This is a genomic window from Streptomyces sp. NBC_01622, assembly GCF_045209635.1.
Taxonomy (GTDB): domain Bacteria; phylum Actinomycetota; class Actinomycetes; order Streptomycetales; family Streptomycetaceae; genus Streptomyces.
In genome coordinates this window covers 2,619,022-2,632,481 of sequence record NZ_CP109293.1, presented here as the reverse complement: position 1 = coordinate 2,632,481, position 13,460 = coordinate 2,619,022, and the positions used below count along the sequence as shown (strand labels likewise).

At 70.5% G+C, this 13,460-nt stretch carries 13 protein-coding genes; 11 read left to right on the top strand and 2 right to left on the bottom strand.

Annotated features, from left to right (window positions below; genetic code table 11):
- Positions 1-36: 36 nt before the first annotated feature.
- Positions 37-1,281: an FAD-binding protein gene (locus OH768_RS12060; RefSeq protein ID WP_406452883.1), complete on the bottom strand. Its 1,245-nt coding sequence runs from the start codon at positions 1,279-1,281 to the stop codon at positions 37-39.
- Positions 1,282-1,429: 148 nt separating this feature from the next.
- Here OH768_RS12060 and OH768_RS12055 point away from each other — a divergent pair, with 148 nt between their 5' ends.
- The 11 genes from OH768_RS12055 to OH768_RS12005 all read left to right on the top strand — a co-directional run bounded on the left by OH768_RS12055 (position 1,430) and on the right by OH768_RS12005 (position 13,080).
- On the top strand, positions 1,430-2,089 hold the full coding sequence (locus OH768_RS12055; protein ID WP_406452881.1) for a pyridoxamine 5'-phosphate oxidase family protein: 660 nt from the start codon (positions 1,430-1,432) through the stop codon (positions 2,087-2,089).
- Positions 2,090-2,160: 71 nt separating this feature from the next.
- Positions 2,161-3,480, top strand: a complete 1,320-nt coding sequence (locus tag OH768_RS12050) for a radical SAM protein (RefSeq protein ID WP_406452879.1) — start codon at positions 2,161-2,163, stop codon at positions 3,478-3,480.
- 214 nt (positions 3,481-3,694) lie between these two features.
- Positions 3,695-5,185 carry a cellulose-binding domain-containing protein gene (locus OH768_RS12045; RefSeq protein WP_406452877.1) on the top strand — a complete coding sequence of 497 codons (1,491 nt, stop codon included), beginning with the start codon at positions 3,695-3,697 and terminating at the stop codon, positions 5,183-5,185.
- A gap of 98 nt (positions 5,186-5,283) precedes the next feature.
- The gene (locus OH768_RS12040) at positions 5,284-5,727 is read left to right on the top strand and encodes a MarR family winged helix-turn-helix transcriptional regulator (protein WP_406452875.1); all 444 of its coding nucleotides are present in this window, start codon (positions 5,284-5,286) and stop codon (positions 5,725-5,727) included.
- A gap of 28 nt (positions 5,728-5,755) precedes the next feature.
- Entirely contained in the window at positions 5,756-7,555 is a 1,800-nt protein-coding gene (locus tag OH768_RS12035) for an MFS transporter (protein ID WP_406452873.1), read from the top strand.
- Entirely contained in the window at positions 7,546-7,668 is a 123-nt protein-coding gene (locus OH768_RS12030) for a hypothetical protein (protein ID WP_406452871.1), read from the top strand. The genes OH768_RS12035 and OH768_RS12030 overlap by 10 nt, the downstream gene beginning before the upstream one ends.
- A complete protein-coding gene (locus OH768_RS12025; RefSeq protein WP_406452869.1) occupies positions 7,665-8,237 on the top strand; it encodes a YbhB/YbcL family Raf kinase inhibitor-like protein in 573 nt (190 codons plus the stop codon). Before OH768_RS12030 ends, OH768_RS12025 begins: the two co-directional genes overlap by 4 nt.
- Before the next feature lie 138 nt (positions 8,238-8,375).
- Entirely contained in the window at positions 8,376-9,362 is a 987-nt protein-coding gene (locus OH768_RS12020; RefSeq protein WP_406452867.1) for an Ig-like domain-containing protein, read from the top strand.
- A gap of 587 nt (positions 9,363-9,949) precedes the next feature.
- Positions 9,950-11,017, top strand: a complete 1,068-nt coding sequence (gene rsgA / locus OH768_RS12015) for a ribosome small subunit-dependent GTPase A (protein ID WP_406465240.1) — start codon at positions 9,950-9,952, stop codon at positions 11,015-11,017.
- Positions 11,018-11,119: 102 nt separating this feature from the next.
- Entirely contained in the window at positions 11,120-12,571 is a 1,452-nt protein-coding gene (locus OH768_RS12010) for a DNA-3-methyladenine glycosylase 2 family protein (RefSeq protein ID WP_406465238.1), read from the top strand.
- Positions 12,568-13,080, top strand: a complete 513-nt coding sequence (locus OH768_RS12005; protein WP_406452865.1) for a methylated-DNA--[protein]-cysteine S-methyltransferase — start codon at positions 12,568-12,570, stop codon at positions 13,078-13,080. Before OH768_RS12010 ends, OH768_RS12005 begins: the two co-directional genes overlap by 4 nt.
- Here the strand turns inward: OH768_RS12005 and OH768_RS12000 are convergent.
- On the bottom strand, positions 13,077-13,448 hold the full coding sequence (locus tag OH768_RS12000; protein ID WP_406452863.1) for a PPOX class F420-dependent oxidoreductase: 372 nt from the start codon (positions 13,446-13,448) through the stop codon (positions 13,077-13,079). The genes OH768_RS12005 and OH768_RS12000 overlap by 4 nt on opposite strands.
- Positions 13,449-13,460: the final 12 nt, after the last annotated feature.

The following is a 13,460-nucleotide window of genomic DNA, read 5'->3' as shown; positions in this document are numbered from 1 at the left end:
GGGCTATACAAAGTCACCGCCCGGTGGGTCGCGTGGTCAGTCGCCGAAGACGTCCCGGACAAAGGCGTTGGTGAATTTGCTCTCCGGGTCGAGGCCCCGCGCCAGCGCCGCGAAGTCGCCGAGACGCGGATAGCGTCCGCGCAGCACCTCCGCCGGGGTGGTGAACACCTTCCCCCAGTGCGGTCGGGCGTCGAAGCCGTCCAACGCCTCCTCCAGCCGCCGCACCACCGGCAGCACCGCCGCCGTGTCCTCGATCCAGGTGAAGTGCAGCGCCACCGTGTCCCGCCCGTACGAGGGACTCAGCCACTGCGCGTCGGCGGCGACCGTCCGCACCTCGCAGATCTGCAGTACGCCGGCGACCGTCTCCCGGATCCCGTCGACCGCATACAGTGCGTCGAGTGCGGTCGACCGCGGCAGCAGATACTCCGACTGCAGCTCCGCCCCGCTGCTCGGGGTGAACTCCGCCCGGAAGTGCGGCAGTCGCTCCTGCCACGGCCCCGGCACCCCGAGCTGCTCGGTGGTGTTGACCGCGGGCATCCCCGGCACCGGGTGCAGCGCCTCCGTCGCGGGCGCGGCCCACGGGAAGTCGACCGGCGCCTGGTCGGTACGCCGCTTCAGCCACACCTGGCGGAAGCCCGGCCGCCGCCAGTCGGTGAACAGACTCACGCTGTACGCCGAGGCCGCCACCGTCTCGAAGTCCAGCCCGGCGAGGGGGAGTTCGGTGAAGACGTGCTGCTCGACCTCGAAGGCCGGCTCCAGGTCGAGGGTGAGGGAGGTGACGACACCGAGCGTGCCCAGCGAGGTCACGGCACCGTCGAAGCGATCGTCGCCTCGTCCGATCGTCACCGTCGACCCGTCCGCCGTGACGATCTCGACCTCGCGGACGGCCGCGGCCAGCGAGCCGTTGCCGACCCCCGAGCCATGGGTGCCGGTCGCCACCGAACCGGCCACCGAAATATGCGGCAGGGACGCCATGTTGGGCAGCGCGAGCCCGTGCTCGGCCACCCGGCGGGCCAGCTCCGCGTAGCGGACGCCGCCCGAGACCCGTACCGTCCGGGCCGCCGTGTCCACGTCGAACTCGGGCGGCAGCGCGGCGATCGACAGCAGGGTGCCGTCCGGGCCCGGCTCGGCGATCTCGTTGAAGGAGTGGCCGCTGCCCAGCACCCGTACCCGCGCGCTCTCGGTCACGAGGGTCCTGAGCGCGTCGAGTGTGTGCGGGCGGTGGAGTTCCTTCGCCGCGTAGGTGATGTTGCCGGCCCAGTTGGTGACCGTCTCCGTCATGCCTGCTGTCCCTCCGCGAGCGTGCGTTTCCCCCTGACCCTCTCACCTGTCGGCAACTGGTGCGGATTTCGTTGTCTTTGGGTGGCGAGAGATGCCTTATGCGCAAATCTATCGCCGTATGCCTACGGTATCGGTAGTCTCCGGCGATATGAGCGACCGCCTGCCTGACTCCGACCTCACCCGCCACCGCCGGCTCCGTGAACAGGGCAGCCTCGACCGCGCCGACCTGGACGCGATCCTGGACGCCGGCTTCGTCTGCCACCTCGGGGTCGTGATCGAGGGGCGGCCGGTCGTGGTCCCCACGGTGTACGGGAGGGACGGGCGGCGGCTGTATGTGCACGGCTCCGTCGCGAGTCGTAGCCTCGCGGGCGGAGGCCCCGTGTGCGTCACCGTCACGCATGTCGACGGGCTGGTGCTGGCCAGGTCCGTCTTCGAGCACGGGGTCGACTACCGCAGCGCGATGATCCACGGGGTGCCCCGCAAGGTCACCGACCCGGACGAGAAACTGGCCGGCCTGCGCCGCCTCACCGAACACGCGACGCCGGGGCAGTGGTCGTACGCCAGGCAGCCGAACCGCAAGGAACTCGCCGCCACCACGCTGCTCGTCCTCTCGCTGGACGAGGCCTCCGTCAAGATCCGCACCGGTGGGCCGGACGACGGGGACGGGCCCGACGCGGAGCTGGGCCTGTGGGCCGGGACGCTGCCGCTGACCTCGACCTGGGGCGCACCCGAGCCGGACCCCGTGCTGCCGCCGGGCATCCCGGTACCGGAGCACATCGCGCGCCGCGGGGGGACCCGGCACGGCTGAGGCGGGGGCGGGGGCATACCGTGAGGAGTCGTACGTCTGAGCAGGGCGCACGCGCCGGGAGGAGATACGGGATGGGCAGCCGCACCGCACTGGTCGAGGATCTGATGGAGCGCTTTCCGCATGTGCCGCGGGAAGCCGTCTTCAAGGAGGACCTGCTGCGCGGGGGTGTCGCCTTCGACCCGTCCGCGCTGAGCGACAACGAGAACGGCGAGGTCAAGCCGAAGTCGTACTTCATCTTCTCCTTCGACCACGGCACCCTGCCGGAGCTGGGCGAGGCCGCGCTGCGCCGCCCGCCGGAGGAGATCATCCTCACCGGCGGCCCGTACGACCTGAGGCGGACCGTCGTCTCCGTGCGGGTGAACCCGGCCTCGCCGTACCGCGTGGCCTCCGACGAGGACGGCGTGCTCGGGCTCTACCTCGACGGCAGGCGGATCGCGGACGTCGGTGTGCCGCCGATGCCGGAGTACTACCGGCACAAGCTGGCCAACGGGAAGTCCGTCATGGAGGTGGCCCCGACCATCCAGTGGGGCTACCTGATCTACCTGACCGTCTTCCGGGTCTGCCAGTACTTCGGCGCCAAGGAGGAGTGCCAGTACTGCGACATCAACCACAACTGGCGCCAGCACAAGGCCGCCGGTCGACCGTATACAGGAGTCAAGGACGTCGAGGAGGTCCTCGAAGCCCTGGAGATCATCGACCGCTACGACACCGCGAAGGTGTCGACCGCATACACCCTCACCGGCGGCGCGATCACCAAGACGGTCGCCGGGCGCGACGAGGCCGACTTCTACGGCCACTACGCCAAGGCCATCGAGGAGCGCTTCCCGGGCCGCTGGATCGGCAAGGTCGTGGCGCAGGCGCTGCCGAAGGACGACGTACAGCGCTTCAAGGACTACGGCGTGCAGATCTACCACCCCAACTACGAGGTGTGGGACGAGTATCTGTTCAAGCTGCACTGCCCGGGCAAGGAGCGGTACGTCGGCCGCGCCGAGTGGCACAAGCGCATCCTCGACTCGGCCGAGATCTTCGGCGCGCGCAATGTCATCCCCAACTTCGTGGCCGGCGTGGAGATGGCGGAGCCGTTCGGCTTCACGACCGTCGACGAGGCGATCGCGTCCACGACCGAGGGCCTGCGCTTCTTCATGTCGCACGGCATCACGCCCCGCTTCACCACCTGGTGCCCCGAACCGACCACCCCCCTCGGCAAGGCCAACCCGCAGGGCGCGCCGCTGGAGTACCACATCCGGCTGCTGGAGGCCTACCGCTCCACGATGGAGGACTTCGGGCTCAAGTCCCCGCCCGGATACGGCGAACCCGGTCCCGGCCGCGCGGTCTTCTCCGTCAGCTCCTTCATGGACAGCCTCCCCGCCGAGGAGCCCGCGCCTTTGTAAGGTAACGGTGTGGCCAACTCCTGCGACGGGTGAGACGGGAGGGGCTCGGACACGTACAACTGCACAGAGGCGACTGACGGTTACCGCAATTGAATACCCGGCTTGTCAGTTGTGTGGGATGCGTGAAAGGCTCTGGCCCTGTCACGAGGCAGCCCCCCTCCAACTCGCTTAATGTCAGAGCTAGTTGGCCGTCATTCGTGGATGCAGGAGACCCATGCCCGACCTGCCGACTCCTCAGGACGCCGCTGAGGCCGCGCTGTTCACCGAGTGCTGGGACGCTGTGCTGTCCTACGCCGACCTGTGCACGTCCGGCGCCGCCTCGGCCACCGAGCTGGCGAGCGAGGCCTTCGCACTCGGCATACAGGAGGCCCGTTCCGCCGGGTCCGGCCCGATGCGCGGCCCGACCCGTCGCGTCCTGCCGGTGATACCGCTGCTGCTGACCGCCGTACGGACCACGGCTGCGGAGTGGGAGTTCGCCGGGCGGGGGCACCGGCTCGACCCCGACCTGCGGCTGTGGCTCAACTCGGAGAAGGCGGCCCGCTACCACGGCATGCCGTTGCAGCGGCCGATCGCCCTGCGCGGGCTGCGGGATCTGCAGGAGCCGGACGCGGCACTGCTGTGGCTGGCCGAGGTCGAGGCGCTCCCGCTGACCGTCGTGGCCCGCCGGCTCGGCCTCGACCCGGCGATCATCTCCGGTGAACTCGCCCAGGTGCGCGGTCTGTTCAGGGACCGCTGCCACCGCAGCCACCTCGACACACCGATGGCCGCCGAGTGCCGCAGCTACGCCCGGCTGCTGGACGCGGTCACCCGCTCGCCGTCCGCCGACACCCCCGAGGACCTCTCGCGCCACCTCGCCACCTGTGTGCAGTGCGCGGAGGCCGCCGCATGTCTGCGACTGCAGGGCGGCGGACTGCCGTCGGCCCTCGCGAGCGGCGTGATCGGCTGGGGCGGGCTCGCCTACCTGGAGCGCCGCCGCCGGGCCGCCGAGGTACGGCTCGGCGCCGGGCGCCCCGTGGCCGAGCTCGAGGCCGGGGAACCGAGGGAGGGCGCGAACAAGGCGCGTCTCGTCCGCAACGGACTGCTCGTCGCCGCGGTCATCCTCTCGTTCGTGGCGCTCGGGGTGTCGATGATGCCGATGGGCGGCTCCGGGCACGAGAACACGGCCAGCGACGACGCCGACAGCCAGCCGGTGATCGACCCCGGCTCCACCGTGGCCTCCGTCGGCACGCATCCGTCGACCACGCCCTCCGCGTCCGGCCGGCCGACGCCGAGCGACAACAAGGCGACCGCCGCGCCCAGCGACAAGAACCCCGACACCGAACCCCAGGGCACCGCCTCGGCCACCGCGAGCGACACGCCGACCACCAGCGCACCGGCGCAGCCGCCCGCCGCGGCGAGCTGCGACGTCACCTACGACCTCGTCGGCCAGTGGAACGACGGCTTCCAGGCCACGGTCACCGTCACCACCACCAAGGCCCTCGACAACTGGCGGGTCGCCTGGTCCTACCGCGACGGCCAGCAGGTCACACAGATGTGGGACGCGAGCGTCGCCCAGGACGGCTCCCGGGTCACCGCCACCGCCGCCGACTACAACAAGAACGTCGCCGCGAACGGCAGCCTCACCTTCGGCTTCCTCGGCACCTGGAACAACAGCAAGAACTCCGCACCGTCCGGCTTCACGCTCAACGGGGCGGCCTGCGACTAGCTCTGACGGTGAGTCAGTGGTGAGTCGGGGAGACCCGGGCGGCCGGCTGCCGTAGCACGGCATTTTACTAAGGCAGGTTGATAAACTAGCCTTAGTGTATGAGCGACGAAGATCTGGACCCCGACGCGGTCGCCTCCGCCCTGCTGGCGAGTATCGGCGTGCTGGTGCGGCGGGTGCGCCACATGCCGGTCGGGGGTGGGCTGACGATGCCCGAGCGGGCCGCCCTGGCGCAGCTGGACCGAAGCGGCCCCACCACCTCCTCGGCGCTGGCCCGGGACGCGCAGATCACCGCGCAGGCCATGGGGGCGACGCTGAGCGCGCTGCGGACCCGGGGCCTGGTCGAGCGCCGCCCGGATCCGGAGGACGGCCGGCGCGTGGTGCTGACGGTGACCGACGAGGGCCGCCAGGCGCTGCGGAACAAGCGCAACGCGCGCGCCGAACTCCTCGGCCGAGCCCTGACCGGCGGCACGTTCACCCCGACGGAGCTGAAGCAACTCGCCGCAGCCGCACCGCTGTTGGAGCGACTGGCCCAGAACGTCTGACGCCGACGGTGCCGGAGGAAGCAACCGCATGACGAAACCTCCCAGGACGCGCACCCCGCGTCGTACGGCCGGCGAGGACCGCTACAAGTGGACGGCGCTGACGAACACCACCGCCGCGGTCTTCATGTCCGCGCTCGACGGCTCCATCGTGCTGATCGCCCTGCCGGCCATCTTCCGTGGCGTCCACCTGGACCCGCTCGCGCCCGGCAACATCGCGTATCTGCTGTGGATGATCATGGGCTACCGGCTGGTCCAGGCCGTCCTGGTGGTCACGGTCGGCCGCCTGGGCGACATGTACGGCCGGGTCCGGATCTACAACTCCGGGTTCGCGGTCTTCACCTTCGCCTCGGTCCTGCTCTCCTTCGACCCCTTCGACGGCGGCCACGGAGCGATGTGGCTGATCGCCTGGCGCGTGCTCCAGGCCGTCGGCGGCTCGATGCTGACCGCGAACTCGGCCGCGATCCTGACCGACGCCTTCCCCGAGGAACAGCGCGGCTTCGCCCTCGGCATCAACCAAGTCGCCGCCCTGGGCGGCATGTTCATCGGCCTCGTCGCCGGAGGACTGCTGTCGGCCTGGGACTGGCGCGCGGTGTTCTGGGTGAACGTCCCCGTCGGCGTGTTCTTCACGGTGTGGGCCTACCGCACCCTCCGCGAGACCGCCGGGCGCGACGGCGGCCGTATCGACTGGTGGGGCAACATCACCTTCGGCGTGGGCCTCAGCGCCACCCTGATCGCGATCACCTTCGGCCTCCAGCCCTACGGCGGCCACACCATGGGCTGGACCAACCCGCTGGCCGACGCGCTGATCGCCGGAGGACTGCTCCTGCTGGCGGCCTTCGTCGTCATCGAGAAGCGCGTCCCGGCACCAATGATCCAGCTGAGCCTGTTCCGCCAACGGGCCTTCACCTTCGGCAACTTGGCGGGCCTGGCCATCTCCATCGGCCGGGGCGGGATGCAGTTCGTGCTGATCATCTGGCTGCAGGGCATCTGGCTCCCGCTGCACGGCTATGACTACGGCGACACACCCCTGTGGGCCGGCATCTTCATGCTGCCGCTGACCGCCGGCTTCCTCGTGGCCGGACCCGTCTCCGGCCACCTCTCCGACCGGCTCGGCTCACGGGGCCTGGCCACCGGCGGTGCGCTGCTGTTCGGCGCGAGTTTCCTGGGCCTGATGTGCCTGCCGATCGACTTCGGATACTGGATCTTCGCGGTGCTGATCACCGTCAACGGGATCGCCAGCGGTATGTTCGCCTCCCCCAACTCCTCCTCGATCATGGGCAGTGTGCCCGCGAGCCTGCGCGGTGTCGCCTCCGGAATGCGCGCCACCTTCCAGAACTCCGGCACCGCCGTCTCCATCGGCGTGTTCTTCTCCCTCGTGATCGCCGGACTGGCCAGGAGCCTCCCGCACACGCTCACCGCGGGCCTGGAACAGCAGGGCGTACCGGCCCACATCGCCGCCCAGGTCGGGGGCCTGCCCCCGGTCTCGTCCCTGTTCGCCGCCCAGCTCGGCGTCAACCCGGTCCAGCACCTGCTCCAGCCCAGCGGCGCCCTGACCCACCTCACCGCCGCGCGGCAACACGCCCTCACCGGAAGCGAGTTCTTCCCGACTCTGATATCCGGGCCCTTCCACTCCGGCCTGGTCATCGTGTTCGCCTTCGGCGCCACCCTCGCCCTCCTCGCCGCGATCGCCTCGCTCCTGCGCGGCACGAACCCGGCCGTCCACAAGCCCCCGGGACCGCGAACACCCGCCACCGCCACGCCCTCGCGCGCCCGGACGGACAGCCCGACGACCGGGACCACGACAGGAGAGACACCCCCGTGCCACTGACAACGATCGACTCCACACTCGCCCACCGGCACACCGCCGAGCGCGTCCTGCCCAAGCCCGGCGAGCCCACGACCGCCGCAGAGGCGGTAGTGATGCCGGAGGCGACCCGATGACCCTGCTCGGCCGACTCCTCAACAAGCGCAGAGCGGGCGAGACCCACACCGCCTGGAACCTGCCCCACCTGCGGGGCCCCGAGCTCCTGACCCTCACCAGCCAGGACTTCGCCGACGGCGCCACCATGCCGCTGCAGAACTGCGCGAAGCACATCGGCGGCGCCGACCAGTCCCCCCACCTGGCCTGGACCCCGCCCCCACCCGGTACAGCCCAGCTCCTCCTGGTCGTAGAGGACATCGACGTCCCCCTGGCCAAGCCGGCCGTGCACTGCCTCGCCCTGATCGACCCGACGGCCGGACACCTGGACCCCGGCGCCCTGTCCGCGCGACACCCCGGCCCCGGGGTGCGGGTACTGCGGTCCACCGTCGGACGGGGCTACCACGGCCCCGCACCCGTCAAAGGCCACGGCCCGCACCGCTACGTCTTCCAGCTGTTCGCCCTCCCGACCACCCTGGACAGCACGCCCGCAGCCGCACCGGTGGACCGGGTACGCCCCCGCGCCCTCCTGCCCGCCGTCCCCGCCCCCGTCCTGGGCCGTGCCCGCCTCACCGGCATCTTCGAACGCTGACTCCGGTACGGCGAATCCGCATACACAGCGAATCTTGGGACACGTTTTACGTGGCATCCGCAACTGGGCCCCCGGGGTATCCGTCTGACATGGAGTCGGGCCTGTCAGGGCCGAAGCAACGAGAGAGTGGGGCACGTCGTGGGACGGCGCAAGGGCAGCATAGGGATCGCACTCGTCACAGGTGTGGTGCTGGTGGGCGCGAGTGCCTGCGGCGGGGGCGGCAGCGCCAAGGCGAGCGGGGACGACGCGAAGGCGTCGGACAAGCCCAGCGCGAGCGCCTCGCCGTCGCCGACGAAGCCCGCGGGCCCGCCGATGCTGCTGGACACGATCACCCCGCAGACCGGAACCACGGTCGGCGTGGCCATGCCGATCTCGGTGATCTTCACCAACCCGGTGGCGGCCAAGGCGCACGCCACGGTCGAGAAGCACATGAAGGTGAGCGCCTCGCAGTCGGTGGTCGGCGCCTGGCACTGGATGGGCGACAAGCGCGCCGACTGGCGCCCGAAGACGTACTGGCCCTCCGGTACGACGGTGAAGATCGACGCCGACATGACGGGCGTCAGCAACGGCAACGGCCGCTACGGCGTGCACAATTACACCCACACCTTCAAGATCGGCGACGATGTGCGCGCCGATGTCTCGGTCACCAACCACACCATGAAGGTGACCAAGAACGGCGCGGCGGTGCGCACCCTGTCGATCAACGCGGGCAGTGCCGAGTACCCGACGTGGGACGGCACGATGGCCGTCATCGACAAGCAGAAGAAGGTCCACATGACCTCCTGCAGCGTCGGCATCAGCTGCGACAAGGGCAGCCCCAACTACTACGACCTCACCCTGCCCTGGGACATCCACCTCACCCAGTCCGGCACCTACGTCCACTACTCGACCGGCGACCCGAACCCGGGCAGCGGCAGCGCACGCGGTTCGCACGGCTGCGTCCACCTCTCCCTCTCGGACGCCAAGTGGTTCTACGGCCAGGTCAAGCAGGGCGACCCCATCACCATCACCGGCTCCCCCCGAGGCAAGGCCCCGGCGGACAACGGCTACGCCGACTTCAACCTGGACTGGAGCCAGTGGCTGGCGGGCAGCGGCTCTGGTGAAGGGACTACCGCGACGCTGTGACGGTGGTGCCGGGCACGGGTTGATGTTCCTCGTCCTTCGTCATGTCTGCGTGGAGCAGGACTCCGGGCGGAGAAGGACGAGGAAGACGGGCGATGTGGCCGACGCTCCACCTATGAACAGCGGTGTCCGGAGAATTGCTCAGTACGGAACCGTGACCAGCTCGCCGATCTCGCCCAGACCGAGTTGAGCCGCGAGCCACGGCTTCGTCGGCTTCAGCGGCTGCAATCGCCGCCTCTCGGCACCGTACCGGCGCCGTGGATGTTCGGTGGCACGGGTGCGCCGTAATTCGCTGGCGTCGCGGCTCGTGCGTCTTCTAGGGTCGGTGCTGTTGGAGCGGCAACCGTGTTTGCTGCCGGTGACTTGGTTTGTGCTGTGGGAGGTGTGACCGATGGCTGTCTCTGTGACGGGCGCTGCCCGCATCCGGAAGTTCATCAAGTCCACTCCCGTGGCCTCCGGCTGACCTCCTCTCCACATCTCCCGCGTCTGTCTGCGAGCGCGGTGCCGGGGCCACCCTTGTGAAGGGTCACCCCTTGTCTTTCTCCTCTCTCCCGGGTTCGTTCTCGTCGTCACCCTCTTCCGTGCATCCGTTGCAGCCGTACGGCTGGGATGCGGACTGGGAGGCCGAGTTCGCCCCGTTCGCCGAGCAGGGTCTCCTGCCCGGCCGTGTCGTACGGGTCGACCGAGGCCTCTGCGACGTCGTCACCCCTGCCGGCACCGTGCGTGCCGACACCGAGTTCGTCGTCCCCCGCGACCCGATGAAGGTCGTATGCACGGGGGACTGGGTCGCCGTCGACCCCGCGGGCGGTGACCCGCGCTATGTGCGGACGCTGCTGTCGCGTCGTACCGCCTTCGTACGTTCCACCTCCTCCAAGCGGTCCGAGGGGCAGATCCTCGCGGCCAACGTCGACCACGTGATCGTCGCCGTACCGCTGACCGGGGACCTCGACCTCGGCCGTATCGAACGGTTCCTCGCGCTCGCCTGGGAGTCCGGTGCCCAGCCCCTCGTCGTGCTCACCAAGGCCGACCTCGTGCCGGACGCGGTGACGCTGTCGTATCTCGTCCAGGACGTGGAGACCACGGCGCCGGGCGTGCCGGTGCTGAGTGTCAGTGCCGCGACCGGGGAGGGGGTCGACGTGCTCGCCGCGGTCGCCGCCGGCGGTACGTCCGTGCTGCTCGGGCAGTCCGGCGCCGGCAAGTCGACGCTCGCCAACGCGCTGCTCGGCGAGGACGTGATGGACGTCCGAGCGACGCGTGACGTGGACGGCAAGGGCCGTCATACGACCACCACGCGCAACCTGCTCGCACTGCCCGGCGGCGGTGTCCTGATCGACACGCCGGGGCTGCGCGGTGTCGGACTGTGGGACGCGCAGACCGGGGTCGGGCAGGTGTTCGCCGAGATCGAGGAACTGGCGGGGCAGTGCCGTTTCCAGGACTGCGCCCATATCGCGGAACCGGGGTGCGCGGTGCTCGCCGCCGTCGAGTCGGGCGAGCTGCCCGAGCGCCGGCTCGACAGCTACCGCAAGCTCATGCGCGAGAACCAGTGGATCGTCGCCAAGACCGACGCCCGGCTCAGGACTGAACTGCGGCGCGACTGGAAGCGGAAGGGGGCGGAGGGGAAGGCGGCGATGGAGGCGAAGCGGGGGCGCTGGGCGTAGCGGCCCGGTCCACTTCGGCCCGGCCCGGTCCGGCACCACGTCAACGCCGCGTCCGATTTCCGCCAGCCCCACCCCCGGGAATGGCGGAGACTGGACGGCGTGATGGACGAAGACAGCAGGTACGAGGCCGTACGGAGCCGGGACGCCCGGTTCGACGGTGAGTTCTTCTTCGGTGTCGCGACCACCGGAATCTACTGCCGGCCCAGCTGTCCGGCCGTGACGCCGAAGCGACGCAACGTGCGGTTCTTCACGACGGCCGCCGCCGCGCAGGGCTCGGGGTTCCGGGCCTGCCGGCGGTGCCGTCCGGACGCCGTGCCGGGGTCGGCCGAATGGAACGCGCGCGCCGATGTCGTGGGCCGCGCCATGCGGCTGATCGGCGACGGAGTGGTGGACCGCGAGGGCGTCGCCGGGCTCGCCGTACGGCTCGGATACAGCGCACGGCAGGTCCAACGGCAGCTCACCGCCGAACTCGGCGCCGGTCCCGTCGCCCTCGCCCGGGCCCAACGGGCGCACACCGCACGGGTACTCGTACAGACCACCGAGCTTCCGATCACGGAGATCGCGTTCGCGTCCGGTTTCGCCAGTGTGCGCCAGTTCAACGACACGATCCGCGCCGTGTACGCGTCGACCCCCAGCGAACTGCGCACCAACGCGCCCCAGCCACCGGCCAAGTCACTGGGAAAAGAGCTGGAGAGCGTGCCTGCCGACGGGACCGGTCCCACAGCCGAACCGCCCGCCGGAATCCCGCTGCGGCTCGCGCACCGGGGCCCGTACCAGTCCGCCGCCGTGTTCGACCTGCTGCAACGCGAGGCCGTCCCCGGCATCGAGGACGTCACCGGCACCCCCGGCCGCCGCACCTACCGCCGCACCCTCCGCCTCCCCTACGGCACCGGAATCGTCGCTGTCGACGAACACCCCGGCACCCTCAAGGGCTTGTCCCGTTCCCATACCGGCGGCTGGCTCGACGCCCGTCTGCACCTCACCGACCACCGCGACCTGACCACCGCCGTACAGCGGCTACGACGCCTCTTCGACCTCGACGCCGACCCGTACGCCGTCGACGAGCGGCTCGGTGCCGACCCCCGGCTCGGCCCACTCGTCGCCGCCCGGCCGGGCCTGCGCTCACCGGGCGCCGCCGATCCGGAGGAACTGGCCGTACGGGCGCTGGTGGGGCGGTCGGAGGCCGAGCGGCTGGTGCGGCGCCACGGCAGGACGCTGGACGTCCCGTCCGGCACCCTCACCCACCTCTTCCCCGAGCCGTCCGTACTGGCAGAGGCGTTGCCCGGCGGTCCCCTGGCCGGTCTCGTCGCCGCCCTCGCCGACGGCACCGTACGGCTCGACGTCGGCGCCGACCGTGACGACGCTCAGGCCGCTCTGCTCGCGCTGCCCGGTATGGACGTGGCGACGGTCGCCGTCATCCGCGCGCGCGCCCTCGGCGACCCCGACGTGGCATCGCCCGGCGCTGACATCCCGGACGCCTGGCGCCCCTGGCGTTCCTACGCCGTACAACACCTGCAACACCTGCGCACAGCAGGGGAGTTGGAGTCCCAATGACCATCCACTGGACGAGTTTCGAGAGCCCCTTGGGGCAACTGCTCCTCACCGCCGACGAGAGCGGTGCCCTCACCTCCCTCTCCGTCCCGGGCCAGAAGGGCGGTCGTACCGTCCGGCCCGAGTGGCGGCAGGACCCCGGCCCCTTCCGTGCCGCCGGCGAGCAGCTCGCCGCCTACTTCGCCGGTGAACTCAAGGAATTCCAGCTGGAGTTCCACACCTCCGGCACGGACTTCCGGGAGCGGGTGTGGGGCGCGCTCGACTCCGTTCCGTACGGTGCGACGACGACGTACGGCGAGATCGCCGCCCGGATCGGCGCGTCCCGGGCCGCCGTGCGGGCCGTGGGCGGGGCGATCGGTGCCAACCCGCTGCTGGTCGTCCGCCCCTGCCACCGGGTGATCGGCGCCGACGGATCACTGACGGGCTATGCGGGCGGCCTCGACCGGAAGGTCCAACTCCTCACGCTGGAGGACACGTTGGGCTCCTCGGGCTCATCGGACTCCTCCAACTAGTCGGTCTCCAGGCCCCAACTGTGGATCCGCCGTGGATGGACACGGATCACCTCCTCGCTCATATGCGGCCCCAACTCGTGCGGGCCGACGAGGAGTTCGGCCTCGCCGCGGATGTCGATGCCGCGTACCCTCCACGGGCTGACGCTGACGATGTCGTCCACGACCAGCGCGACCTTCGGGTTCGCCCGCAGGTTGCGCCACTTCTTCGTCGTACCCATGGCATAGCCGCCGACCAGGATCGTCCCGTCGTCCTGCGGGAAGAAGCCGACGGGATTGGCCTGCGGCTGCCCCTGGGGGTCGACGGTGGCCAGTCGCCCCAGCCGCTGCGATGTGAGGTACGCGCGCTCGGCCTCGGTGAATTCGGTCATGCCCGCAGCCAA